General features: G+C 66.1%; 18 protein-coding genes and 3 rRNA genes. 12 read left to right on the forward strand and 9 right to left on the reverse strand.

Annotated elements, in window-relative coordinates:
• Window positions 1-36: 36 nt before the first annotated feature.
• From ACZ5J1_RS01115 to ACZ5J1_RS01125, 3 genes are all read right to left on the reverse strand, one after another.
• Entirely contained in the window at window positions 37-1,494 is a 1,458-nt protein-coding gene (locus ACZ5J1_RS01115) for a sugar transferase (RefSeq protein WP_464561756.1), read from the reverse strand.
• 309 nt (window positions 1,495-1,803) lie between these two features.
• The gene (gene galE, locus ACZ5J1_RS01120; RefSeq protein WP_464561757.1) at window positions 1,804-2,778 is read right to left on the reverse strand and encodes a UDP-glucose 4-epimerase GalE; all 975 of its coding nucleotides are present in this window, start codon (window positions 2,776-2,778) and stop codon (window positions 1,804-1,806) included.
• A 24-nt stretch (window positions 2,779-2,802) separates the two neighbouring features.
• Entirely contained in the window at window positions 2,803-3,138 is a 336-nt protein-coding gene (locus tag ACZ5J1_RS01125) for a hypothetical protein (protein WP_464561759.1), read from the reverse strand.
• A 722-nt stretch (window positions 3,139-3,860) separates the two neighbouring features.
• On the opposite strand from ACZ5J1_RS01125, the gene ACZ5J1_RS01130 reads away from it, so the two are divergent.
• From ACZ5J1_RS01130 to ACZ5J1_RS01150, 5 genes are all read left to right on the forward strand, one after another.
• Window positions 3,861-5,381: ribosomal RNA gene (locus ACZ5J1_RS01130) — 16S ribosomal RNA — on the forward strand.
• 446 nt (window positions 5,382-5,827) lie between these two features.
• Window positions 5,828-8,943, forward strand: a 23S ribosomal RNA gene (locus tag ACZ5J1_RS01135).
• 138 nt (window positions 8,944-9,081) lie between these two features.
• A 5S ribosomal RNA gene (rrf, locus tag ACZ5J1_RS01140) occupies window positions 9,082-9,198 on the forward strand.
• Together the 16S, 23S and 5S rRNA genes form the textbook arrangement of a ribosomal RNA operon.
• Window positions 9,199-9,275: 77 nt before the next feature.
• Entirely contained in the window at window positions 9,276-9,974 is a 699-nt protein-coding gene (locus ACZ5J1_RS01145) for a dihydrofolate reductase family protein (RefSeq protein ID WP_464561760.1), read from the forward strand.
• Window positions 9,971-10,867, forward strand: a complete 897-nt coding sequence (locus ACZ5J1_RS01150) for a dihydropteroate synthase (protein WP_464561761.1) — start codon at window positions 9,971-9,973, stop codon at window positions 10,865-10,867. The genes ACZ5J1_RS01145 and ACZ5J1_RS01150 overlap by 4 nt, the downstream gene beginning before the upstream one ends.
• Window positions 10,868-10,887: 20 nt before the next feature.
• Here the strand turns inward: ACZ5J1_RS01150 and ppnP are convergent, their stop codons facing one another.
• On the reverse strand, window positions 10,888-11,178 hold the full coding sequence (ppnP, locus tag ACZ5J1_RS01155) for a pyrimidine/purine nucleoside phosphorylase (RefSeq protein WP_464561763.1): 291 nt from the start codon (window positions 11,176-11,178) through the stop codon (window positions 10,888-10,890).
• 38 nt (window positions 11,179-11,216) lie between these two features.
• Between ppnP and ACZ5J1_RS01160 the strand changes: the two genes are divergently transcribed.
• Window positions 11,217-12,005 carry an enoyl-CoA hydratase-related protein gene (locus tag ACZ5J1_RS01160; protein ID WP_464561765.1) on the forward strand — a complete coding sequence of 263 codons (789 nt, stop codon included), beginning with the start codon at window positions 11,217-11,219 and terminating at the stop codon, window positions 12,003-12,005.
• A gap of 83 nt (window positions 12,006-12,088) precedes the next feature.
• The gene (locus ACZ5J1_RS01165; protein WP_464561767.1) at window positions 12,089-13,000 is read left to right on the forward strand and encodes a hypothetical protein; all 912 of its coding nucleotides are present in this window, start codon (window positions 12,089-12,091) and stop codon (window positions 12,998-13,000) included.
• Between the two features lie 45 nt (window positions 13,001-13,045).
• Here ACZ5J1_RS01165 and ACZ5J1_RS01170 read toward each other — a convergent pair whose 3' ends face one another.
• The gene (locus ACZ5J1_RS01170) at window positions 13,046-13,639 is read right to left on the reverse strand and encodes a mismatch-specific DNA-glycosylase (RefSeq protein ID WP_464561769.1); all 594 of its coding nucleotides are present in this window, start codon (window positions 13,637-13,639) and stop codon (window positions 13,046-13,048) included.
• Between ACZ5J1_RS01170 and ACZ5J1_RS01175 the strand changes: the two genes are divergently transcribed.
• The gene (locus tag ACZ5J1_RS01175) at window positions 13,638-14,132 is read left to right on the forward strand and encodes a hypothetical protein (RefSeq protein ID WP_464561771.1); all 495 of its coding nucleotides are present in this window, start codon (window positions 13,638-13,640) and stop codon (window positions 14,130-14,132) included. The genes ACZ5J1_RS01170 and ACZ5J1_RS01175 overlap by 2 nt on opposite strands.
• A gap of 9 nt (window positions 14,133-14,141) precedes the next feature.
• On the opposite strand, the gene ACZ5J1_RS01180 is transcribed toward ACZ5J1_RS01175, so the two are convergent.
• The gene (locus tag ACZ5J1_RS01180; RefSeq protein ID WP_464561773.1) at window positions 14,142-14,795 is read right to left on the reverse strand and encodes a matrixin family metalloprotease; all 654 of its coding nucleotides are present in this window, start codon (window positions 14,793-14,795) and stop codon (window positions 14,142-14,144) included.
• Between the two features lie 70 nt (window positions 14,796-14,865).
• On the opposite strand from ACZ5J1_RS01180, the gene ACZ5J1_RS01185 reads away from it, so the two are divergent.
• Window positions 14,866-16,020: a site-specific DNA-methyltransferase gene (locus ACZ5J1_RS01185; RefSeq protein ID WP_464561775.1), complete on the forward strand. Its 1,155-nt coding sequence runs from the start codon at window positions 14,866-14,868 to the stop codon at window positions 16,018-16,020.
• Window positions 16,017-17,096: an FUSC family protein gene (locus tag ACZ5J1_RS01190; protein WP_464561776.1), complete on the forward strand. Its 1,080-nt coding sequence runs from the start codon at window positions 16,017-16,019 to the stop codon at window positions 17,094-17,096. Before ACZ5J1_RS01185 ends, ACZ5J1_RS01190 begins: the two co-directional genes overlap by 4 nt.
• Here ACZ5J1_RS01190 and ACZ5J1_RS01195 read toward each other — a convergent pair.
• Both ACZ5J1_RS01195 and ACZ5J1_RS01200 read right to left on the reverse strand, forming a co-directional pair.
• Window positions 17,093-17,992, reverse strand: a complete 900-nt coding sequence (locus tag ACZ5J1_RS01195; protein WP_464561778.1) for an SDR family NAD(P)-dependent oxidoreductase — start codon at window positions 17,990-17,992, stop codon at window positions 17,093-17,095. The two genes, ACZ5J1_RS01190 and ACZ5J1_RS01195, sit on opposite strands and share 4 nt — an antisense overlap.
• Entirely contained in the window at window positions 17,989-19,533 is a 1,545-nt protein-coding gene (locus ACZ5J1_RS01200) for a flavin-containing monooxygenase (protein ID WP_464561780.1), read from the reverse strand. The genes ACZ5J1_RS01195 and ACZ5J1_RS01200 overlap by 4 nt, the downstream gene beginning before the upstream one ends.
• Before the next feature lie 72 nt (window positions 19,534-19,605).
• On the opposite strand from ACZ5J1_RS01200, the gene ACZ5J1_RS01205 reads away from it, so the two are divergent.
• Entirely contained in the window at window positions 19,606-20,190 is a 585-nt protein-coding gene (locus ACZ5J1_RS01205) for a TetR/AcrR family transcriptional regulator (RefSeq protein ID WP_464561781.1), read from the forward strand.
• 96 nt (window positions 20,191-20,286) lie between these two features.
• On the opposite strand, the gene ACZ5J1_RS01210 is transcribed toward ACZ5J1_RS01205, so the two are convergent.
• Window positions 20,287-20,700: a hypothetical protein gene (locus ACZ5J1_RS01210; RefSeq protein WP_464561783.1), complete on the reverse strand. Its 414-nt coding sequence runs from the start codon at window positions 20,698-20,700 to the stop codon at window positions 20,287-20,289.
• 78 nt (window positions 20,701-20,778) lie between these two features.
• On the opposite strand from ACZ5J1_RS01210, the gene hrpA reads away from it, so the two are divergent.
• Window positions 20,779-24,657, forward strand: a complete 3,879-nt coding sequence (gene hrpA / locus ACZ5J1_RS01215; protein ID WP_464561784.1) for an ATP-dependent RNA helicase HrpA — start codon at window positions 20,779-20,781, stop codon at window positions 24,655-24,657.
• Window positions 24,658-24,659: the final 2 nt, after the last annotated feature.

Below are 24,659 nucleotides of genomic sequence, written 5' to 3' on the forward strand. Positions count from 1 at the left end.
CCCCGATCGCGGGGAAGCCGTTCTTACGTTGATGGATCAGTAAGCGCCCTTGGAGCCGACGACGGCGCCGAAGGTGCGCGCCAGGATCGACAGGTCCTGCGACATCGACCAGTTGTCGACGTAGTAGAGATCGAGCCGGACGGCTTCCTCCCAGGAGAGGTCCGATCGACCGGAGACCTGCCACAGGCCGGTCATGCCCGGGCGGACGTGGAGGCGGCGGGCGGTGTCGGTGTCATACGTGGCCACCTCGGAGGGCAGCGGCGGACGGGGCCCGACCAGGCTCATGTCGCCGATGAAGACGTTGAAGAGCTGGGGAAGCTCGTCGATCGAGAAGCGACGCAGCCACTTGCCCGGCTTGGTGATGCGGGGGTCGTCCTTCATCTTGAACAGTCCGTCGCTGAAGCCGATCTCGTCACGGAGGGCGGCCAGGCGGGCTTCGGCGTCGATGACCATGGTGCGGAACTTGAAGCAGCCGAACTCGAGGCCGTCCTTGCCCACCCGGGTCTGGCGGAAGAAGACGGGGCCGCGGTCGAAGAGCTTCACCCGGAGCGCGGCGTAGATCAGGATCGGCGAGCAGATCAGGATCAGCAGCGAGGTGCCGACCAGGTCGAACGTGCGCTTGGCCCAGCGGCCGGCGAACTCGTGCCGGGGCGACTCCATGTGGATCATCGGCAGGCCGCCGACGGGGCGGGTGTGGACCCGCTCTGCGGAGAAGTCGGTCATCGCCGGGGCCATCACCAGCTGGATGTCGTGGCGCTCGAGGTCCCACACGACCTTGCGCAGGTCGCTGGCCGAGCGCTGCGAGCCACCGGTGAAGAAGAGCACGTCGACGCCGTCGAGCGTGGTGAGGTCGCGTCGGCTGTTCGCATCGCCGAGGACCGGAATGCCCGAGCGGGTCTCGTTGCCGACGATGCCGTCGGGCGTCAGTGCTCCGACCAGACGGTAGCCGAGCCAGCGCTCGCGGCGCAGGACCGCAGCGATCTCGTCGATCTGGGCCTCGCCGCCGGCGATCACGACCCGTTGCAGCAGCGCGCCTCGGGTGCGAGCGGTGTGCAGGGCGCGGCGCAGGAGGAAGCGGCCGGCAGTCAGCAGGATGGTGCCGACGGTGAAGACCAGGATGAAGAAGCCGCGGGAGAGGTCGAACTTGAGGAGGTAGCAGGACCCGGCGACGAGCGCGGCCGTGTAACCGGAGGCGTTGAGGACGCGCTTGTACTCCGCCGTCCCTTCGCCGAAGACGGGGGCGCGGTAGCCACCCATGAGCGCGATCATCCCGAGCCAGCCGAACACCACGTAGGGAGCGACCTTGTAGGCGGCGTCGGAGACGTCGGCCGGGTCCTCGAACCAGGACAGGTGCGTGCGGCCCACAACTGCGACCAGCGTGGCGATGAGGATGAGACCGAAGTCCACCACGAAGGCGACCAGCGGGAGAGCCCGGAGGACGCGAGAGGCGGGGGTTGCCGCGAGGCGCGCTCGACGCTCGGACAGGATGGTCACGGTGCTCCCTTGGGACGTGCTCGGATGGATGAGCTGGTCGCCACACCGCCGACCGTGCGCAACGCTACGGAGACTTTTGTCCTGGGACGTTAAAACCAGGAAAATCCTGGATCTGACGAGACCGGAATCACATCTCCGCAGACGTCACTCCCGGAGGAGATGAAGCCCAGCTGCGAATCCCCGAGGAGAGCAGGGCCCCGTTGCGGGGGTCCTCATCGATTCACTGCCTACCCAACGATCCCACTCGGATCTGGGTCACGCACTGACTCACGTGGACTAGCGCGGGTAGTTAGTCCCGGGCCGTTCTGCTCATCCCTTGGGCGCTGATGACCAAGCGGATTGAACCATGTCGGCCAGCGTGTGGCGCATTTCCCACTCGAGGTCCCGACGGGCCGCTTCGCCGGTCGCGACGATCCGATCCGGGTCGCCCGGTCGGCGGGGGCCGACCTCGGGCGTGAAGTCGATGCCGGTGACCTCGCGGACGGCGTCCATGATCTGTTGAACGCTCACGCCGTCGCCGCTGCCGAGGTTGTAGACCGGGTTGAGCACCTCGCCGGCCGCGAGCTTGCGCGCCGCGACGACGTGACTGTGGGCGAGATCGGCGACGTGGACGTAGTCGCGCACGCAAGTCCCGTCCTCGGTGTTGTAGTCCTCGCCGTTGATCCGCGGGGTGCGGCCCTCGGCCAACGCCTTGAAGACGAGCGGGAAGAGGTTGTGCGGGCTGGAGTCGAACAGCTCCGGGCTGCCGGAGCCGACCACGTTGAAGTAGCGCAGGCTGGTGTGGGTGACGCCGTGCGCCCGGGCGACGTCGCGGATCAGCCACTCACCGATCAGCTTCGACTCGCCGTACGGGCTCTCGGGCAGGGTCGGGGTCTCCTCGGTGACGAGAGGAACGTCGGGGGTGCCGAAGGTGGCGGCACTGGAGGAGAAGACGATCTGCTTCACGTCGGTCGCGAGCATCGCCTCGAGCAGGACCGCGGTGCCCTGGACGTTCTGCGCATAGGTGTGGAGGGGCCGATCGACGCTGACGCCGGCGTACTTGAACCCGGCGAGGTGGATGACGCCGGTGACGGCGTGCTCCTTGAACGTCTCCTCCAGGAGGGCCTGATCGAGGATCGTGCCCTGGACGAACGGGACGCCCGCCGGGACGAAGGCGGCGTGGCCGGAGCTCAAGTCGTCGAGCACCACGGGAGCCAGGCTCGGGTCCTGCTCGCTGGCGGCCTGCAGGGCCTTCACCACGTGTGAACCGATGTATCCAGCGCCGCCCGTCACCAACCACGTCATGGGGGAGGACGATACGGGGTGCGGCTAAGCCGACAGTCCGAGCTCTCTGAGGATGCTGTTCATCCCGTGGCGTCGCCCCGAGAAGACGAAGTAGTCCCCGTCCGTGGTGATCACCTCGGTCGTGAGGTCGGGACCGCGGACGGAGCTGTTCACCGCCGCGATGTCCTCGCTGAAGATCTCCGCGAACAACCGGTCGTCCTCGCCGATGAAGTGCAGAGCCAGACGCTCATGCCTGGGGAACCAGTCGACCCGCCACCGTCCGGGCACCACCTGTCGGCTGAACGGGAGGAACTCCGGGGACTCCGGGGCGAGGAACGATCCGGTCGCCAGAGCCAGCCGCACAGGAGCGGAGGAGAGCATCGGTGTGGAGTGAAGACATTGGGGGGACAGGTGCAGTCGAACGAGCTCCGCGAGCTCGTTCAAGGTCGGACCCTCGAGGAACTCCGCGTCCGGCTGCGCTGGGGCGGGGCGTCGTCGAGTGCTGATCCACGCTGAGAGGGAAGGGCGCCATCGCACGAATCGGACGCTACGAAGGAGCCTCAGGGGGTCGAGAGCGGGAGCGCCGAGATCACCGAATGTGGTGATGAGGAGGGGCGCGCTGAGCGTGAATCAGGCGTGGATCGGGGGTCGGGCAGGCGGGGTGCGCCGTCGATTTGTGTTCGTGCCGCGGCATCCCTAATGTTCTCGACGTCGCGAACGGAGCGGCGGGGAGCAAGACCCGAGAGGGTAGGGCTTCCGGCCCCGGGATCGGCCACCAACCAACCTTCGCTTAGGTGAAGTGTCGGTGGGTGTGGGTGGAAAGTTGCCGATTAGGTCGGAAACGGAAAGCCCGCTAAGTTTTACGACAAGCCCTGAAGGGGAAGAGCGAGAAGCTCTGAGCCGCAGTGTGTGTGTGATTCTTGAGAACTCAACAGTGTGTTTGGATAGTCGACGAATTAGTTTGTAACCCGTCGACTGATGTCAGCTTTTGGCTGGTGTTGGTTGATGGATTTCTTTGACAATGATTCTGACAATTGGCGCCGCTACTTTGGTGGTGGTGTTAGTCAGTGATCTCCTGTCGGGAAGATAATTTTTTGTAGTTTTCTACGGAGAGTTTGATCCTGGCTCAGGACGAACGCTGGCGGCGTGCTTAACACATGCAAGTCGAGCGGAAAGGCCCTTTCGGGGGTACTCGAGCGGCGAACGGGTGAGTAACACGTGAGTAATCTGCCCTGTACTCTGGGATAGCCTTGGGAAACTGAGATTAATACCGGATATGAAATCTGATCGCATGGTTGGGTTTGGAAAGTTTTTTCGGTACAGGATGTGCTCGCGGCCTATCAGCTTGTTGGTGAGGTAATGGCTCACCAAGGCTTCGACGGGTAGCCGGCCTGAGAGGGTGACCGGCCACACTGGGACTGAGACACGGCCCAGACTCCTACGGGAGGCAGCAGTGGGGAATATTGGACAATGGGCGGAAGCCTGATCCAGCAACGCCGCGTGAGGGATGACGGCCTTCGGGTTGTAAACCTCTTTCAGTGCAGACGAAGCGCAAGTGACGGTATGCACAGAAGAAGGACCGGCCAACTACGTGCCAGCAGCCGCGGTAATACGTAGGGTCCGAGCGTTGTCCGGAATTATTGGGCGTAAAGGGCTCGTAGGCGGTTTGTTGCGTCGGGAGTGAAAACCCAGGGCTTAACTCTGGGCTTGCTTTCGATACGGGCAGACTTGAGGTATTCAGGGGAGAACGGAATTCCTGGTGTAGCGGTGAAATGCGCAGATATCAGGAGGAACACCGGTGGCGAAGGCGGTTCTCTGGGAATTACCTGACGCTGAGGAGCGAAAGTGTGGGGAGCGAACAGGATTAGATACCCTGGTAGTCCACACCGTAAACGTTGGGCGCTAGGTGTGGGACACATTCCACGTGTTCCGTGCCGCAGCTAACGCATTAAGCGCCCCGCCTGGGGAGTACGGCCGCAAGGCTAAAACTCAAAGGAATTGACGGGGGCCCGCACAAGCGGCGGAGCATGCGGATTAATTCGATGCAACGCGAAGAACCTTACCTGGGTTTGACATATACGGGAAGCCTGCAGAGATGTGGGTCTCTTTGATACTCGTATACAGGTGGTGCATGGCTGTCGTCAGCTCGTGTCGTGAGATGTTGGGTTAAGTCCCGCAACGAGCGCAACCCTCGTCCTATGTTGCCAGCGGATAATGCCGGGGACTCATGGGAGACTGCCGGGGTCAACTCGGAGGAAGGTGGGGATGACGTCAAGTCATCATGCCCCTTATGTCCAGGGCTTCACGCATGCTACAATGGCCGGTACAAACCGTTGCGATCCCGTGAGGGGGAGCGAATCGGAAAAAGCCGGTCTCAGTTCGGATTGGGGTCTGCAACTCGACCCCATGAAGTCGGAGTCGCTAGTAATCGCAGATCAGCAACGCTGCGGTGAATACGTTCCCGGGCCTTGTACACACCGCCCGTCACGTCACGAAAGTCGGCAACACCCGAAGCCGGTGGCCTAACCCCTTGTGGGAGGGAGCCGTCGAAGGTGGGGTTGGCGATTGGGACGAAGTCGTAACAAGGTAGCCGTACCGGAAGGTGCGGCTGGATCACCTCCTTTCTAAGGAGCACACACACTCGCACCCGGCGAATGTTCGGGTGGAATCGTGGTGTTCACTAGTGGAATCGTCGACGAACGGCCGCGGCCGTATCTCTTGTCTTTAGTACAGCCAGCTTGCTGGAGTGGAAAGAGTTCATGGGTATGGGGTCGCGTGTTTTCCAAGCACACTGTTGGGGTTCTGAGGAATCACGCCGCAAGCGTGTGACTCAGCTGCCCGATCGACGCGGATGCCGGTAGTGCTGGTTGATGGTTGGTGTGGGTGTGTTGTTTGGTTGTTGGATAGTGGACGCGAGCATCTTGTAAGCAATTTTTATAGATGAGATCACAGTTAAGTGTCTTGTCTGGTCTTTTGTAGTTGAGTTTTGTTGATCTAATCAGCATTCAACGAGGCACGGGTTGCTGCTCACAGTGTGGGTGGTGGTTGTTGTTTTTGTTGAGTGTTTGTGCGACAAGCTATGAAGGGCACATGGTGGATGCCTTGGCATCAAGAGCCGATGAAGGACGTACGAGCCTGCGATAAGCCCTGGGGAGTTGGCAACGAAGCGTTGATCCGGGGGTGTCCGAATGGGGGAACCCACCACGAGTCATGTCGTGGTACCCGCGCCTGAATATATAGGGCGTGTGGAGGGAACGTGGGGAAGTGAAACATCTCAGTACCCACAGGAAGAGAAAACAAGAGTGATTCCGAGAGTAGTGGCGAGCGAAATCGGATGAGGCTAAACCGTATACGTGTGATACCCGGCAGGGGTTGCGTGTACGGGGTCGTGGGACCTTTCGTGTAGATCTGCCGGTCTGCGAAACAGTAAGAAAACTCGATCGAGGGCGAGGCAGTTGGAAAGCTGCACCGTAGTGGGTGATAGTCCCGTAGTCGTAAGTTCGAGTCTGTTGAGAGTGTTCCCAAGTAACACGCTACTCCTGGAATGGCGTGTGAATCTGGCAGGACCACCTGTTAAGCCTAAATACTCCTTGATGACCGATAGCGGACCAGTACCGTGAGGGAAAGGTGAAAAGTACCCCTGGCGGGGAGTGAAATAGTACCTGAAACCGTGTGCCTACAATCCGTTAGAGCCTGCCGTTTGGTTGGGTGATAGCGTGCCTTTTGAAGAATGAGCCTGCGAGTTAGCGGTGTGTGGCGAGGTTAACCCGTGTGGGGTAGCCGTAGCGAAAGCGAATCCGAATAGGGTGTTTTAGTCGCACGCTCTAGACCCGAAGCGGAGTGATCTATCCATGGGCAGGTTGAAGCGACGGTAAGACGTCGTGGAGGACCGAACCCACTTCAGTTGAAAATGGAGGGGATGACCTGTGGATAGGGGTGAAAGGCCAATCAAACTCCGTGATAGCTGGTTCTCCCCGAAATGCATTTAGGTGCAGCGTTGCGTGTTTCTTGCCGGAGGTAGAGCACTGGATAGCCGATGGGCCCTACCAGGTTACTGACGTTAGCCAAACTCCGAATGCCGGTAAGTGAGAGCGCAGCAGTGAGACAGTGGGGGATAAGCTCCATTGTCGAGAGGGAAACAGCCCAGATCATCAGCTAAGGTCCCTAAGCGATAACTAAGTGGAAAAGGATGTGGAGTCGCAGTGACAACCAGGAGGTTGGCTTGGAAGCAGCCACCCTTGAAAGAGTGCGTAATAGCTCACTGGTCAAGTGATTCCGCGCCGACAATGTAGCGGGGCTCAAGTTATCCACCGAAGCTATGGCATTCACATAAGACAGGCCGCCGGAAGGTTGGTCCAGTTGTGTGGATGGGTAGGGGAGCGTCGTGTGGCGAGTGAAGCGGCGGAGTGATCCAGCCGTGGATGCCACACGAGTGAGAATGCAGGCATGAGTAGCGAATGATATGTGAGAAACATATCCGCCGATTGATCAAGGGTTCCAGGGTCAAGCTAATCTGCCCTGGGTAAGTCGGGACCTAAGGCGAGGCCGACAGGCGTAGTCGATGGACAACGGGTTGATATTCCCGTACCGGCAAAATAGCGCCCATGCTGACCCCAGTGATGCTAAGTGCCCGAAACACCGCGACCAATCCTTCGGGAGCGGCGTGTGTGCGTAGCGCATGACCCGAGCTGGTAGTAGGCAAGCGATGGGGTGACGCAGGAAGGTAGTCGATCCACGGCGATGGTAGTCCGTGGCTAAGGATGTAGGGCGTGTTGTAGGCAAATCCGCAACACTGTGTTTGATCACGAGCTTGAGATCTGATGGGGACCCGTATGGGGAAGTCGATGATCCTATGCTGTCGAGAAAAACCTCTAGCGAGCTATGCGCCGCCCGTACCCCAAACCGACTCAGGTGATCAGGTAGAGAATACCGAGGCGATCGAGTGAACCATGGTTAAGGAACTCGGCAAAATGCCCCCGTAACTTCGGGAGAAGGGGGGCCCGGATCGTGAACCCACTTGCTGGGGAAGCGTGAAGGGCCGCAGAGACCAGGCCCAAGCGACTGTTTACTAAAAACACAGGTCCGTGCTAAGTCGTAAGACGATGTATACGGACTGACTCCTGCCCGGTGCTGGAAGGTTAAGAGGACGGGTTAGATAGCAATATCGAAGCTCAGAATTTAAGCCCCAGTAAACGGCGGTGGTAACTATAACCATCCTAAGGTAGCGAAATTCCTTGTCGGGTAAGTTCCGACCTGCACGAATGGAGTAACGACTTGGGCGCTGTCTCAACCGTGGACTCGGCGAAATTGCACTACGAGTAAAGATGCTCGTTACGCGCGGCAGGACGGAAAGACCCCGGGACCTTTACTATAGTTTGGTATTGGTGTTTGGTTCGGTTTGTGTAGGATAGGTGGGAGACTGTGAAGTGCATGCGCCAGCATGTGTGGAGTCAACGTTGAAATACCACTCTGATCGAATTAGATATCTAACCTCGGACCGTGATCCGGTTCAGGGACAGTGCCTGATGGGTAGTTTAACTGGGGCGGTTGCCTCCTAAAATGTAACGGAGGCGCTCAAAGGTTCCCTCAGCCTGGTTGGCAATCAGGTGTTGAGTGTAAGTGCACAAGGGAGCTTGACTGTGAGACAGACATGTCGAGCAGGGACGAAAGTCGGAACTAGTGATCCGGCGTCGGCAAGTGGAAGCGACGTCGCTCAACGGATAAAAGGTACCCCGGGGATAACAGGCTGATCTTCCCCAAGAGTCCATATCGACGGGATGGTTTGGCACCTCGATGTCGGCTCGTCGCATCCTGGGGCTGGAGTAGGTCCCAAGGGTTGGGCTGTTCGCCCATTAAAGCGGCACGCGAGCTGGGTTTAGAACGTCGTGAGACAGTTCGGTCCCTATCCGCCGCGCGCGTAGGAAACTTGAGAGAGGCTGTCCCTAGTACGAGAGGACCGGGATGGACGAACCTCTGGTGTGCCAGTTGTACCGCCAGGTGCATGGCTGGTTGGCTACGTTCGGAAGTGATAACCGCTGAACGCATCTAAGCGGGAAGCACGTCTCAAGATGAGGTTTCCCACCCGTTATGGGTTAAGGCCCCCCACAGACCATGGGGTTGATAGGCCGGAGGTGTACAGCAGTAATGCCCAGCCGACCGGTACTAATAGGCCGAGGGCTTGTCACACAAGCACTCAACAAAACCAACAAACGCCAAAGACCCCCACACAAGGGAGTTGAAATTGCGTAGTTGCCCGCGTCCACTCAACAGCTAAACAACTGTGACTTCCCGACACGTCGATATCGACGATGTTGGGGCAAGAGTTACGGCGGTCATAGCGAAAGGGAAACACCCGGTCCCATCCCGAACCCGGAAGTTAAGCCTTTCAGCGCCGATGGTACTGCAACCGCGAGGTTGTGGGAGAGTAGGACACCGCCGGACAATATTTGCGCAGGCCCACCCCATCACGGGGTGGGCCTGCTGCCATTTCAGGACCATTCACTCGCTACGATCACACGGTGAGCGAACCTTCCGTCTCGGAAATGCGCGCGGTCTCCGAACTCTCGGACGACGCGCTCGCTGAGGCCTATCCGTGGCCCGCCGAAGGGACCTGGGTCCGCGCAATGATGCTCACCACTCTGGATGGGGCCGTCGCCGGCCCCGACGGGGTCAGCCGCTCCGTCACCTCGCCCTCCGACGGCCGGGTCTTCGCGGCCACCCGTCGGTACGCGGATGCGGTCCTCATCGGCGCCCAGACGCTCCGCGCGGAGGAGTACACCCCGCTGAAGGCCAACCCGGTGCTCGTGGTGGTCAGCGGTTCGCTCGAACTGCCGTGGCACCTCCCGCTGTGGGCCGAGTCGACCCATCGACCGATCGTGATCACCCGGGTCGATGTGCCGGCGGACCGGCTGGCCGACGCGCAGCGGCACGCGGACGTCGTACAGCTGTCCGCCACGTCTCCTGCGGCGATCATCGCCGTCCTGGTCGAACGCGGTCTGCGGCGCATCGTCTGCGAGGGCGGGCCGCGGTTCCTCAACGAGCTGCTGGCGGCCGACCTCGTCGACGAAGCCGACATCACCGTGGCGCCGCTGTTCGCGGGCACGGCCAACTCGCCCGAAACCCCCGCGTTGGGGGATCCCCTGCGGCGACGACTCGTGCACGTGCTGCGCGGGGACGACGACTTCCTGATGATGCGTTACTTGAGAGGACCCGCATGATCTCCCTGCGCGACCTGGCCCGCCTCGCCGCGACCCACGCCGACGACCTCGACCACGCGGTCGCCCCGTTGCGGGTGGGAGACCGGACCTTCGACACCGATCGTGAACCGGTGCTGATGGGGGTCGTGAACCTGTCGCGCGACTCCAACTACCGCGAGTCGATCGCGGTCGACACCGAGTCGGCGCTGCGGATGGCGCGCGTGCAGACCGCCCAGGGTGCCGCCGTGATCGACCTCGGTGCCGAGTCGAGCCGGGCCACCGCCGCGACCGTCGACGACGACGCCCAGCTGCGGGCGCTGCTGCCGGTGATCGAGCCGTTGGCGGCCGAGGGGATCACGGTCTCCCTCGAGAGCTACTCACCGGCTGTCGTGAAGGCTGGCCTGGCCGCCGGGGCCCGCGTGCTCAACCTGACCGGCTCCCAGGACGACGATGCGATGTTCGCCCTCGCCGCCGAGCACCAGGCGACCGTCGTGCTGTGCCACGTCCTCGGCCCGCACGCGCGGGCCCTGGACGGGTCCGACGTCGACCCCGATCCCGTGCCCGGGATGCTGCGGTCCTTCGAGACGCGGATCGAGAACGCCCGCCGGCACGGAGTGACGGACATCGCGATCGACCCCGGCCTGGGCTTCGGGTTCCGGCTCGACAACCCCCGAGCGCGGGCGCAGTACCAGATGTCCGCGCTGCTGCAGTCGTTCCGGCTACGCCGGCTCGAGGTGCCGGTGTGCCATGCGCTGCCGCACGCCTTCGACCTGTTCGGCGACCAGTTCCGCAGTGGCGAAGGGTTCTTCGCCGTGATGGCGCACCTGGGTGGCACCGGCGTCTACCGGACCCACGAGATCCCCCTGGTGCGGTCGGTTCTCGACGCGGTCAGCAGTCTCTCGGCCGACGGCTGAGCTCAGCCGCGGAGGTTCACTCAGCCGTAGTGGCAGACGTAGTCGAGGAGCTCGGTGACCTCGATGTCGAAGCTGGAGTCTCCCGCGACGGAGAACGAGCTGCCCGCGGCGTACGTCGTCCCGTCGACCGTGCAGGAACCGGCCTGGATCTCCATGACCTCCGGCGCGCCGGTGGTGAAGGTGTAGCTGCCGGGGAAGATGACGCCCGCGGACTTCTTCGTGCCGTCGGCGAGGAAGAAGGTGTGCGAGATGCACTTGCCGTCGAAGTAGACGTTGGCGGTGGTCTCCAGGGACACGTTCTCGATGGTCACGGTCGCTGAGCCTAATGGGGTCGGTAGGGTCCACGGACGTGGGCACCGATGAACTGCTGATCTCGCGTGACGGAACCGTCGTGACCGTGACGTTCAATGCGCCGGCGCGGATGAATGCGTTCAGCTTCGAGATGTACCAGGGGCTGCACGACCTGTGCGACGAGCTGGCCGTCGATGCATCGGCCAAGGTGCTGGTGCTGCGCGGTTCCGGCGGGCGCGCGTTCGCGGCCGGGAACCAGATCTCCGACTTCCTGTCGCGTGACGCGGTGGACTATGAGGAGTGGCTCCAGCAGCTGTTCGTGAAGATCCAGCGGTTGCCGCAGGTCTCCGTCGCCGTGATCGACGGGGTCTGTGTCGGCGGTGGGCTCGCGGTCGCCACGCACTGCGACGTGCGGCTGGCGACGCCCGGGTCGCGGTTCGGCTACCCGATCGGCAAGACGCTCGGGAACGCGCTGTCGTCGGGGGTCGTGTACCGCTGCGCCTCGATCTTCGGGGAGTCGCTGACCCGCGAGATGCTGCTGACCGCTCGGCTGATCTCGGCCGACCGCGCGTATGCGGTCGGTGCTGTCGCGTTCGTCGGCGAGAGTGACGAGGTGGAGGCGGAGCTGGCCTCCATCGTCGCGTCCGTCGAGGTGATGAGCCAGGTGACGATCGGGCACACCAAGCGGCAGTTCGACCATCTCGTCGACGAGCTCGAGGTGGGCTACGAGGGCGAGGAGGCGCGGCTCCGGGAGATCTACTCCGGCCCCGACTTCACCGAAGGGGTGCGCGCGTTCCTCGCCAAGGAGAAGCCGACCTTCCCGTCGAGTGAGCGCCGGTCACGCTGAGAAGAGGTCACCAGACACTCACTCGACCGAGGGTTGTGGATGAGCGCCGAGGCTGATCCCTTGATCGTCGCAGGGTGGGCTCCATGGACGAGTGGCGCCGGATCGCAGGCGAGCAGGCGGGTCTGATCACCCGCGACCAACTCAACAAGGCCGGGGTCCGGCCGCAGCAGGTCGCCCGACGGATCAGAGGCGAACGGTGGCAGAACCTCACCAACACCGTCATCGGTACGACGACAGGGGCTCTGACCGACGAGGCGCGACTCTGGCTCGGTGTGCTGCACGGTGGACCCGGCGCCCTGCTCACCGGGGTGCACGCAGCAGCACTGCACGGCCTGAAGAACTGGCAGCGGGACACGATCCTCATCGCCCTGCCCTTCCTCGCGCGGATGACCCCGGAGCTCGAGGGGTATCACTACATCCGGATGCGTCGCGACATCGGACCGTTGCGGTCCTCCGCGGTAGCGATTCCGTGCACGAGGCCGGCGGTGGCGGTGCTGAACTTCGCGGCACGGGAGCGCAACCAGCGGGTACGTGACGGGATCCTCGCTGCAGCGGTGCAGCAGCGAGTGGTGACCGTCGAGGATCTGCAGTCGACACTCGCGTCGCTGGGCCGCATCCGGTGGAAGGTCACGATGCGCGCGATGCTTGGCGAGATCGCGGGCGGGGTGCAGTCGGTCGCTGAGCTCGACCTCGCTCGCCTGTGCCGTGCTGCCGGGCTCGCGCTGCCGAAGCGGCAGGTGAAGCGACGCGATGCTCAGGGGCGCCTCCGCTACACCGACGCCGAGTGGGACCTGCCTGACGGCCGAGTGCTGGTGCTGGAGATCGACGGGCTCTTCCACATGGAGGTCGAGCACTGGGAGGACGACATCGCACGTCAGCGATCGCTGACCGGGCCCGACACGATCATCGTGCGCTGCACTTCACGCGAGGTGCGTGACGAGCAGACGAAAGTCGCGCGGGACCTGCGCCGGCTCGGCGTCCCGCTGGCTGCCTGATCGTCGAGTGAGTGCCGCTCGCGCTCCGTGGGGGTCACGAGACACTCACTCGATGAGGTCGATGCCGGCGGCGCGGGCCGCGGCGGCGTAATGCTCGGCGAGGCTGGCGACGGTCTCGTGGGCGTTGAGGCCGCTCGGATTGGGGACGACCCAGACGATGGTGTCGCCCCAGGCTCCGGTGAGGTCGGCGGGCTGCTCGCCCATCGTGGCCTTGGGCAGCGCGAAGGCGGCACGGTAGGCGGTGATCCCGGCGATCGCGACCACCTGGGGCCGGAGCTCGCGGACCCGCGCCTGCAGCGCCTCGCCACCGGCCCGCAGCTCGTCCTTGCTGAGCTCGTCGGCGCGGGCGGTCGCACGGGGCACGATGTTGGTCAGGCCGAGGCCGCGCTCGATCAGGTGAGCGCGGTCCGCGGCCGACATACCCGTGGACGGGATGTCGAGGGTGACGATCCCGGCAGCGCGCAGTGCGGGGTAGAAGCGGTTGCCCGGGTGGGCGAAGTGGGTCTGGGTCGCGGCGGTCCACAGACCCGGGTTGATCCCGACGACCAGCAGCTTGAGTCCCGGCCCGACCAGATCCGGCACCTCGGCGTCGCGGAACGACTCCAATTCAGCGCGCGTGAACGTCGGGGCTAGGGTCATGGGTGCTATGAAACACCGCTACGCCTCCCTCGCTGCCATTGCCCTGCTCGCGGGCACCCTCGCGCTCACCGGATGCGGGTCGTCCGACTCCTCCGGCTCCTCGGGTGCGGGCGACAAGGGCGACGGCGGGTCCGGCGCGGTCGACGACGGCGGCTACAGCGTCCTGACCTTGGTCAGCGCCAAGGGCGCCGGCGGCACCACCGCCTCGACCCTGACCTGGCTCCGCAGCGACGCCGACGCGGCCGAGTACGCCGCCCAGTTCGACGGGCCGATGAAGCAGAAGCTCGCCACCGCGTTCGAGACCGCCGACGTGCCGGCCGGGGACGACCTGTTCGCCTCGATCGTCTCCGTGGGCTGCGGAGCGCCGACCGAGGCCATCGTCTTCCGGTCCTTCGAGGGCATGGTCATCCAGCCCTCCGACGCGCCCACGGCCGAAGGCTGTGGCGTGAAGACCACGACCGTCGCGATCGCGGTCGGTCCGCCGCCGGGCTGATCTGCGCTCCTACGGTGTGCGGCCGTCCGGGCAGGAGGTCGCGAACAGCGCCCTGAGTCCATCGAGGTCGCCCGGACCGAACTGGGTCGCGCTGACGTAGGGGTTCATGATCTCGTCGGTGTCGTCGACGTGGTCCAGGCCGAGGATGTGGCCGAGCTCGTGCATCACGATGGCCTGGCGGGTCGCGAGGTCGGACTCGTCCTGGTACTTGGTGGCGTCGAGCTTGATCACGCCCGAGTTGATGTAGCCCAGCGACGGGTAGAACCCGCCGGTGGCCAAGCCGACCGGGTCACCGCGGAAGTCGTTCTCCTCCTTCGCGTTGGCGAAGCCGATCAGGACCGTGGTGCTGTTCCCGTTCAACCGGGCGGCGAAGTCACGGTCCGGAGTGAGGCCGTCGTAGTAGAACCGGAACCCACTGGCGGCGCTGACCTTGCCGACCGCGCCGTTGACCACCTGGAGGAAGTCGTCGGGCAGCTCGGCGTCGCTGATCTGGTAGTGGATGGGCGCGCAGGGCCAGGACGCGCCGTCGTGCAGGAACGCATGCGGCCCGGTGGTGTCGGGTTGGGTGTCGCACCGCGCGACCAGGATGCCGATCATCGCGCCGATCGCGTACAGCGGCCAGCGCGGCAGGCGGCGCCGGGTCGGGCTGGCGAGGGTGGACATGGTCCAGAAACTAGAGGTTCGCGTCGGCGTTCGCCGGGCTACGGCCAAAGGCGCGACTAAAGTCGGGGTCGTGCCGCCGACCAACACCTTCATCGAAGGTGACAACCTCGCGGTCCTGCAGGGCATGGACGAGGCGTCGTACGACCTGATCTATCTCGATCCGCCGTACAACACCGGCAACGACTTCGTGTACGTCGACAAGCACTCCGACTGGGTCGGGATGATGCGGCCGCGGTTGACCGAGGCGCACCGCGTGCTCGCGCCGTCGGGGGCGATCGCGATCTCGATCGATGACAACGAGCAGGCGCGGTTGCGGCTGCTGCTCGACGAGATCTTCGGGCCGGCGCAGTTCCTGGCGCAGATCGTGGTCAACCTGAACCCGAAGGGCCGCCAGCTGGGACGCGGGTTCGCGTTGTCCCACGAGTATCTCCTCGTCTATGCGAAGTCGGCGCGCGAGTGCGTGCTCGAGGCGTCGGTGCCGCACCTGGTCGATGCCGCCGACTTCCCGCACGAGGAGGACGGCCGGGCGTTCCGGTTCCTGCCACTGCGCAACACGAACAAGAAGTTCAACCCGGTGACCGCGCCGACGCTGTCGTACCCGGTGTACGGCGACGAGACGTCGGGGCGGGTCGACGTGGAGCCGTTCGAGGGCGCGGTCGAGATCAAACCGGTCTTCGGCGACGGGGCACCGGCGGTGTGGCGCTGGTCGGCTCCGCTGATCGCTGCGCGGGCCGAGGACCTGCGGTGTCGCCGGATCCGCGGCACGTTGGGGTCGCGGGTCGACGTGTTCCAGAAGGACTGGCTGGACAGTGTGGGGGCCGAGGGGGCGCCGCGGCGCAAGAAGCTGCGCACCATCTGGATGTCGGAGGAGATCGGGTCGACCGATGTCGCCGTCGCCGAGCTGAAGGCGCTGTGCGGGCACCTCTTCGAGACCCCGAAGCCGACCGGGCTGATCCGACGACTGCTCGACACGATGCCGGCCGATGCGCGGGTGCTGGACTTCTTCGCGGGGTCCGGGACGACCGGACACGCGGTCGCGTTGGCGAACGCCGCCGACGGGGGGACCCGGACGTGTGTGCTGGTGAACTCCGCCGAACCGGTGCGGGTCGGCTCCAACGCCGCGGCGGCCGGTCTGGTGACCGTGGCTGACGTGACCCGCGCTCGGCTGACGGCGGTGGACGCTGCGCTGGGTGGCGGGTTCGTGGAGTCCGTGTGGCACCCGTGAGTCCTGTCTTCTCCGCTGCCGGTCTGCGGCGGGGGATGGCGCGCTGGAAGGCGCGACGCTGGCAGATCGCCCAGTGTGCGCTGGCCGCCGGCATCGCCTGGTTCCTCGCCTCCGACGTCCTCGGCCACCCGTCACCGGTGTTCGCCGCCGTGGCTGCGGTGGTCTCGTTGGGGACGTCCTACGGGCAGCGGCTGCGCCGGGTCGCCGAGGTCACCCTGGGCGTCGCGCTCGGCGTGCTGCTCGGCGACCTCCTGGTCTCGCTGCTCGGCGGCGGACCGCTGGAGATCGTGCTGATCGTCGGGGCCGCGATGTCGATCGCGATCGTGCTCGACGGGGGACAGGTGTTCCTCAACCAGGCCGCGGTGCAGGGGATCTTCGTGTCGGTGATCGTGCCCGCCGGGGGATCGGCGTGGACGCGGTGGATCGACGCCCTGGTCGGTGGGTGTGTCGCGCTGGTCGCGGCCACGATCGTGCCGGCCGCACCCCTGCGCCGGCCCCGCGAGCAGGCCGCCGTCGTCGCCCGCAAGATCGCCGCGCTGCTGACCGCGGCCGGTGAGGTGATGCGGGAGGCCGACGCCGTGCACGGGATGGCGGTGCTGGCTGATGCCCGGTCGACCGACCCGCTGGTGCGCGAGCTTCAGGCCGCGGCCGACGAGGGCATGAGCGTCGTCGCGTCCTCACCGTTCCGGGTGCGGCACCGCACGCACGTGCGGGCGATGAGTGAGCTCGTCGAGCCGCTCGACCGGGCGCTGCGCTCGACGCGGGTGCTGGTGCGTCAGGTCGCCGTGGCGGCGTACCGCGGGCAACCGATCCCCGAGGAGTACGCCGAGCTGGCCGATGCGTTGGCGTCGGCCACCCGGTCGATCGCGGCGGAGCTGGCGGAGAACCGGATGGCCGACGCGGTGCAGGCCGAGCTGGTGGGGCTCGGGGAGCGGTCCGCGACGTTGGGGCGCACGCACCTGCTGAACGCCGAGGGCGTGCTGCTGCAGCTGCGCGCCATCACCGTGGATCTGCTGCAGATCACGGGGATGGGGCAGTTCGAGGCGACCGACGCGTTGCCCGGGTTGCCGGACTAGCTCGTGCTGCTGGTCTTCGCCTCGGTCTTGGTCTCGGTCTTGCTCTCGTTCTTGGTGGAGGACTGCTTGCGCGGCATCACCTTGCGCGCACCCATCGCGATGAAGTCCTGGTAGCGCGAGCCGGCCAGCTTGGCGGCGTGGTGGATCAGGTGGGCGTCGATGCCGACCAGGACGCGCGCCTTCTCCTTGACCAGGCCGTGCTCGACGATGATCTGGGCGGCCTTCGCGGGCTCCATCCGGGCGAGCTTCTCGTCGAAGAACTTCGCGGTCGCGGCCTGGTCGTCCTTGGCTGAGACCCGGGCGTTGCGGGCGACGGCGGTCTTGATCCCGCCGGGGTGGACGCTGGTGACGCCGACCTGGTGGCCGTCGATCAGCATCTCCTCGCGCAGCGCCTCGGTGAAGCCGCGGACGGCGTACTTCGCGGCGTTGTAGAAGCCCTGGTCGGGCATCGAGACCAGCCCGAAGAGGCTGGAGATGTTGATGATGTGGGCGTCGCCGGACTCGATCAGGGCCGGCAGGAAGAACTTCGTGCCGTGCACGACGCCCCAGAAGTCGATGCCGATGATCCAGTCGATGTCGCTCCACTCGAGGTCGTTGATCCGACCCGAGAGCGCGACGCCGGCGTTGTTGATCACGACGTTGACGGTGCCGAAGTGCTCGATGATCTCGGCCGCGTAGGCCTCGAACGCATCGCGGTCGGCGACGTCGAGGCGGTGCTGCACGATCTCGGGGGAGCCGGCCTGCTTGGCGGCTGCGACGGTGGCCTCGAGGCCGGTCAGGTCGACGTCGGAGAGGGCGAGCTTGGCGCCGCGGCCAGCGAGGTCGAGGGCGAGCGCGCGGCCGATGCCGGAGGCGGCTCCGGTGATGACAACGACCTTGTTGGTGATGGTCTTCATGCGCGGGTGAGCTCCTCGTTCTTGGTGCTGCTGCTGTCGTTGGATGTGTCGGTGGACGTGAGGTTGCTGGTGACGACGTAGTGCTCCAGGTCGAAACTACGCAGGAGGTGCCGGAAGAGGAAAGTGAAGCTGGGCCACAGCGTGGTGTTGCGGCCGTGCTCGTCCTGGTACCAGGACTCGCACCCGCCGGTGCTCCACACCGTGCTCGCCATCCGCTGCTGGACGGTGGCGTTCCACGAGGTGAACGCGTCCTCGGTCGGCTGGATCGTGGCGATCTGCTGGGTGCGCATGGTGCGCAGGGCCTCGCGCAGGTACTTCACCTGGGACTCGATGATGAAGACCATCGAGGAGTGCCCCAGGCCGGTGTTGGGGCCGACGATGAAGAACAGGTTCGGGAAGCCGGGCACGGTCGAGCCCTTGTACGCCGCCATGCCGGTGCGGGCGAACCGCTCCGACATCAGCTCGCCGTTCTCGCCGCGGACGTGGTGCGCGATCGGGATGTCGGTGGTCTCGAAGCCGGTCGCGACGATCAGGACGTCGATCTCGCGGTGGGTGCCGTCGGCGGTGGTGATGCCGGTCTTCGTGACTTCGCGGATCGGGTCGGTGACGAGGTCGGTGGTGTCGGCGGCCAGGGCGGGGTAGTACCGGTTGGAGATCAGGACACGCTTGCAGCCGAACTCGTAGGCGGGGGTGACCTTCGCCTGAAGCTCGGGGTCGCTGATCCCCTTGGCGATGTTGCGCAGCGCGAGCTTCTTGGCCGGGGCGGCGATCTGCGGCTTCCACACGAACGCGGGCACGTAGGCCTCGCGACCCCAGTAGACCGCGGTGCGGGCCAGCTTCTGGACGCCGGGGATGTGCCGGAACGCTGCCTTCTCGAGCCGGGAGTAGCGGTGCTCGTTGCGGGGGATCACCCACGGCGCGGTGCGCTGGTAGACGTCGAGGTGGGCCGCGACCGCCTGCACCTCGGGGACGATCTGGATCGCGCTGGCGCCGGTGCCGATCACGGCGACGCGCTTGCCTGTCAGGTCGAGGTCGTGGTCCCAGCGGGCGCTGTGGAAGATCTCGCCCTCGAACGAGTCGAGTCCCGCGATGTCCGGCAGCTTGGGCTCCGACAGCGGGCCGGGGCCGATCACGACGGTCTTCGAGACGAACGTCGTGCTGGTGCCGTCGGCGGTGGTCGCGGTCGTGATCCAGCGCTCGGCGGCCGCGTCCCAGGCGGCGTCGGTGACCGTGGTGCTGAACCGGGCGCGGTCGAGGACGCCGTACTGCTGGGCGACGGAACGGATGTAGGCCTGGATCTCGGGTTGGGGGGAGAAGCTGGCCGACCAGTCCGGGTTGGGGGCGAAGGAGTAGCTGTAGAGCTGGCTCGGGACGTCGCAGGCGGCACCGGGGTAGGTGTTGTCGCGCCAGGTGCCGCCGACGTCGGTGCCGCGCTCGAGGATGACGAAGTCGCGCTCGCCGTCCTCGTCGAGCTTGATCGCGGCGCACAGGCCGCCGAAGCCGGCGCCGACGATGACGTGATCCACCTGAATGCTGGTCATGTCGTCCACCGTAGAAAGTTATTGAATGGACGTCAATAGCGTTGTTGACGTTTGTTCAATAGAGTGGGTGATGTGGCACGCACCCGACTGAGCCCCGAGGAACGGCGCTCCCAGCTGCTCGACCTGGGAGTGCGCCTCTTCGCGCACCGCTCCGTCTCGGAGATCTCGATCGACCTCCTGGCCGAGACCGCGGGGATCTCCCGGGGGCTGCTGTACCACTACTTCGGGGGACTGAACGGGTTCCAGGAGGCGGTCGTCCGCCGTGCCGCCGACGACCTGATCGCGCGGACCGCGCCGCCCGAGTCGGGCGATGCCTACGAGCGGCTGCTGGTGTCGATGGTCGCCTATGTCGACTATGTCGATGAGACCTACGAGGGTTATCTGTCGCTGGTCACCGGCGCCCGCAGCGGGAACGAGACCCTCCGGGCGATCTACGAGGAGAGCCGGGCCGCGCTGACCTCGCGGATCTTCCTGGAGGACACCGGAGGGCTGATCCCCGACACCCCCGCCGCCCGGCTGCTGGTCAGCGGCTGGGCCGCCCTGGTCGAGGAGATGGTGCTGGCCTGGAAGCGCGGCGACTCCGGTGTCACCCGTGACCAGCTGCTCCAGCTCGTCGCCACCTCCCTCCCCTCCCTGGCTGCCTCGTTGCCCGAGTAGGTCCGGGGACGAAACAACACCGCCCCACGCCGTACGACGTGAGGGCGGTGCTGAGGAGAAGCAGTCGGTCTCGCGGTCCGACTCTGGTGCGACTCGTTACTGACCCGTCGAGGGGGCGGTGCTCTCGGGGGTCTGGTTGTCCGGCGCCTGCTGCGGGAGGTCCTGGCCCATGCCGGGGCGACCCTGGCCGAAGCCGTTGCCACGGCCGTTGCCGTCACCGAAGCGGTGGCTGCCCGAGCCGTCGGGCAGCTGGACGTGGAACGTCCGGTCGTTGTCGTTGTGGTGGTCGGCGACGACGTACCCGAGAAGGCCGCCGAAGAATCCGCCGAGCCCGATGCCGACGACGAGGCAGGCGGCGCCCACGAGGGCGGCCTGCCAGATCTTCAGCAACCGGGGCGGACGCGTGGCCGCCGGCACGGGCTGTGCCTGCGGCGGAAGGGCAGCGGTCGGCTCAGGAGCCGGCTGCCAGGTCGGCGGCTCGCCCGCCGGGGGTTGCGGTGTCTCACTCATGTCATCAGCATGCGGCGCTCACCTGAAGGCTGCCTGTGACCCGATCAAGAACTAGCAAGGTGGCAGAATGGGCGGGTCATGTCCGCGCCGCTCGAGATCACCTACCCGGACCTGCCGGTCTCAGCGGTGCGCGAGGAGATCGCCGCAGCGATCCGTGACCACCAGGTCGTGATCGTCGCCGGCGAGACCGGGTCGGGCAAGACCACCCAGCTGCCCAAGATCTGCCTCGAGCTCGGCCGCGGCGGTGAGCACGGGATCATCGGTCACACCCAGCCGCGGCGGATCGCCGCCCGGTCCGTCGCGGAGCGGATCGCCGAGGAGCTCGGCACCGAGCTCGGTGACCTCGTCGGCTACCAGGTCCGGTTCACCGACCGGACCTCGAGGGCGTCGCGGGTGAAGTTGATGACCGACGGCATCCTGCTCGCCGAGCTGCAGCGCGACCGCGACCTCAAGCGGTACGACACGTTGATCATCGACGAGGCGCACGAGCGGTCGCTGAACATCGATTTTCTGTTGGGCTACCTGCGCCAGCTGCTGCCGCGGCGCCCCGACCTGAAGATCATCATCACCTCGGCGACGATCGACCCCGAGCGGTTCGCGGCGCACTTCGCTGACGTCCGCACCGGTGAGCCCGCGCCGATCATCGAGGTGTCCGGGCGGACGTTCCCCGTCGAGGTGCGTTACCGGCCGCTGATGGAGGTGCCCGAGTCTGATGACGAGGGCGAGGTCGTGGTCAAGGACCAGACCGAGGCGATCGTCGACGCGGTCAAGGAGCTCTCCGCCGAGGGGCCGGGCGACATCCTGGTGTTCCTGCCGGGCGAGCGGGAGATCCGCGACACCGCCGATGCGCTGACGTCGGCGCTGCGGATCGACCCGGCGAAGAAGACGCTGGAAGTGATTCCGTTGTTCAGTCGCTTGAGCGCGGCCGAGCAGCACCGCGTCTTCTCCTCCCACACCGGCCGCCGGATCGTGCTGTCCACCAACGTCGCCGAGACCTCCCTGACCGTGCCGGGGATCCGGTACGTGATCGACTCCGGCGTCGCCCGGATCTCGCGCTACTCCGCGCGCACCAAGGTGCAGCGCCTGCCGATCGAACCGATCTCACAGGCCTCCGCCAACCAGCGGTCGGGTCGGTGCGGACGTGTCGCCGAGGGCATCGCGATCCGGCTCTACTCCGAGGAGGAGTACGACGCCCGCCCGGAATTCACCGACCCCGAGATCCTCCGCACCAACCTGGCCAGCGTCATCCTCCAGATGGCGTCGCTGCGGCTCGGCTCGATCGAGGACTTCCCGTTCGTCGAGCCGCCCGACCGGCGCAACATCACCGCCGGCATCGACCTGCTGACCGAGCTCGGTGCGTTGGCCACCGGCGAGGCCGACGTACCGAAGGCGCAGGAACCCTCAACTCGACGCCCAGAACCCTCAAGTCGGCGGCAGGAACCCTCAATTCGGCTGACGCGGCTCGGTCAGCGGCTGAGCCGGTTGCCGATCGACCCACGGTTGGGGCGGATGGTGCTCGAGGCCGACCGGCTCGGGTGCCTGCGCGAGGTGATCGTGATCGCCGCGGCGCTGTCGCTCCAGGACCCGCGCGAGCGGCCGGGGGCCGATGACCCGGCGGGGCAGGCGCGGGCGGACCAGCTGCATGCCCGGTTCAAGCACGAGTCGAGCGACTTCCTGGCCTGGCTGAACCTGTGGATCTACATCAAGACCCAGCAGCGGGAGCTGTCCTCGAGCGCGTTCCGGCGGATGTGTCGGGCCGAGCACCTGCACTACCTGCGGGTGCGGGAGTGGCAGGAGTTCGAGTCCCAGCTGCGGCAGGTCTGCAAGGAGCTCGGCCTCACCGGCACCCCGGCCGACACCCCGGACGACGACGGCATCCACCAGGCGCTGCTGTCCGGGCTGCTCTCCCAGATCGGCGCGCTCGACGTCCGCGACGAGAAGCCCAAGCAGGGCCAGAAGGCGGGCCAGAAGCGGCGCGGCCCGCGTGAGTACCTCGGCGCACGGAACTCCCGGTTCGCGATCTTCCCGGGCTCGGGGCTGTCCCGGAAGAACCCGAGCTTCGTGATGGCCGGCGAGCTCGTCGAGACCGGCCGGCTCTGGGCCCGCCAGGTCGCGGCGATCCAGCCCGAGTGGGCCGAACGTCTCGCACCGCACCTGGTGAAGCGGACCTACACCGAGCCGCACTGGAGCACCCGTCGTGCCGCCGTGATGGCGCACGAGAAGGTCACCCTCTACGGCGTCCCGATCGTCGCCGACCGGCTGGTGAACTACGGCAAGGTCGACCCCGAGGTCGCCCGCGACCTCTTCATCCGGCACGCGCTGGTGCAGCGGGAGTGGCGCTCCAACCACCGGTTCCTGCGCACCAACGCCCGCCTCCTGACCGAGGCCCGCGAGCTGGAGAACAAGGCCCGGCGCCGCGACATCGTGGTCGACGAGGAGACGCTGGTCGACTTCTACGCCGACCGGATCGGCGCCGAGGTCGTCTCGGGCGCCCACTTCGACAGCTGGTGGCGCAAGCAGTCCGACAAGACGATCCTCGACTTCGACCCGTCGGTGCTGGCCCGCGACGTCGACGTCTCGGAGTTCCCCAGCGAGTGGCACTCCGGCGACGGCGCCGGCAGTGATGGGGGGCTCAGCTTCGACCTCAGCTACGCCTTCAACCCCGGCGCCGCCGACGACGGCATCACCGTCGACATCCCGGTCGCCACCCTCAACCGGGTCAGTGACACCGACTTCTCGTGGAACGTCGCCGGCTTCCGCGAGGAGCTCGTCACCACGCTCATCCGCGGTCTGCCGAAGAACCTCCGGGTCCACCTCGTGCCGGCACCGGACAAGGCGCGGGAGTTCCTCGGCGCCGTACCTCCCGGAGAGGAGGGGCTGCTCGAGGCCCTCACCCGCTGGGCGCGAGCCACCGCCGGGATCGTGATCCCGCCCGAGGCCTGGGCCCCGCTGCCGGAGCACCTGCGCCCGACGTACCGCGTCCTGGACGAGAAGGGCCGCGAGCAGGCCCGGGGCAAGGACCTCGAGGCGCTCAAGGCGCCGCTGGCCGGGGAGTTCGCGCGCGCGATCGACCAGGTCGCCACCGACGCCGGCCTGACCGCGACCGGCGCCACCGCGTGGACCTTCGGCGCGATCGCGCCCACCGTCACCGAACGTCGCGCCGGGCACGAGGTCACCGTGCACCGTGCGCTCGTCGACGAGGGTGCCACCGTGGGGCTGGTCGTCGTCGGGCAGCTCGACGAGGCCGAGGCCCGGCACCGACTGGGCGTCGCCCGGTTGCTGCTCCTCGACGCCGGCGGCGGCTCGAGCCTGGTGAAGAAGATCGCCGACTCGCTGTCGATGACCGACAAGCTCGCGCTGGCCGCCACGCCGTATCCCAGCGCGCTCGACCTGATCGAGGACTGTCGCGCCGCCGTGGCGCGCACCACCGTCGACGCCTACCCGCCGGCACGTGACGACGAGGCGTACGGCGTCGTGCTGGCTGCCTTCCGCGCCGAGCTCGAGGCCAAGGTGCAGGCGACGCTGGCCGACGCGCTCCGTGCCCTGGCCGCCCAGCGCGAGGCCGACAAGGCGCTGACCGGTCGTGTCGACATGTACCAGCTGCCCGCCGTCACCGACATGAAGGCGCAGCTGTCCCGTCTGTACGCGCCCGGCTTCATCGCCGACGCCGGCCCGCACCTGCGCCGCTACCCGACGTACGTCGCCGCGCTGATGCAACGCCGCGCCCGACTCGGTGACGCGGCCGGCCTGCGGCGCGACCAGGACCTGATGGCTCAGTTCACCGACCTGGCCGAGCGGTACCTGCACGCCGTCGCCGCGCTTCCGCCCGGTCGCCCTGCTGGCGCGAACCTGCGCGAGGTGCGCTGGATGCTGGAGGAGTGGCGGATCGGGCTGTGGGCCCAGCAGCTCGGCACCGCCGTCCCCGTCTCCGACGCCCGGATCCGCAAGCTGCTCTGACC

The organism is Nocardioides sp. JCM 18999 (assembly GCF_055391175.1).

What these genes read in the sequence shown, in the direction of transcription:
- ACZ5J1_RS01200 (WP_464561780.1), bottom strand. Translation starts at nt 19,533, where the DNA reads ATGACCAGCATTCAGGTGGATCACGTCATCGTCGGCGCCGGCTTCGGC.
- hrpA (WP_464561784.1), top strand. Translation starts at nt 20,779, where the DNA reads ATGTCCGCGCCGCTCGAGATCACCTACCCGGACCTGCCGGTCTCAGCG.
- ACZ5J1_RS01180 (WP_464561773.1), bottom strand. Translation starts at nt 14,795, where the DNA reads ATGTCCACCCTCGCCAGCCCGACCCGGCGCCGCCTGCCGCGCTGGCCG.
- ACZ5J1_RS01150 (WP_464561761.1), top strand. Translation starts at nt 9,971, where the DNA reads ATGATCTCCCTGCGCGACCTGGCCCGCCTCGCCGCGACCCACGCCGAC.
- ACZ5J1_RS01125 (WP_464561759.1), bottom strand. Translation starts at nt 3,138, where the DNA reads ATGCTCTCCTCCGCTCCTGTGCGGCTGGCTCTGGCGACCGGATCGTTC.
- ACZ5J1_RS01175 (WP_464561771.1), top strand. Translation starts at nt 13,638, where the DNA reads ATGGGTGCTATGAAACACCGCTACGCCTCCCTCGCTGCCATTGCCCTG.
- ACZ5J1_RS01210 (WP_464561783.1), bottom strand. Translation starts at nt 20,700, where the DNA reads ATGAGTGAGACACCGCAACCCCCGGCGGGCGAGCCGCCGACCTGGCAG.
- ACZ5J1_RS01195 (WP_464561778.1), bottom strand. Translation starts at nt 17,992, where the DNA reads ATGAAGACCATCACCAACAAGGTCGTTGTCATCACCGGAGCCGCCTCC.
- galE (WP_464561757.1), bottom strand. Translation starts at nt 2,778, where the DNA reads ATGACGTGGTTGGTGACGGGCGGCGCTGGATACATCGGTTCACACGTG.
- ACZ5J1_RS01170 (WP_464561769.1), bottom strand. Translation starts at nt 13,639, where the DNA reads ATGACCCTAGCCCCGACGTTCACGCGCGCTGAATTGGAGTCGTTCCGC.
- ACZ5J1_RS01165 (WP_464561767.1), top strand. Translation starts at nt 12,089, where the DNA reads ATGGACGAGTGGCGCCGGATCGCAGGCGAGCAGGCGGGTCTGATCACC.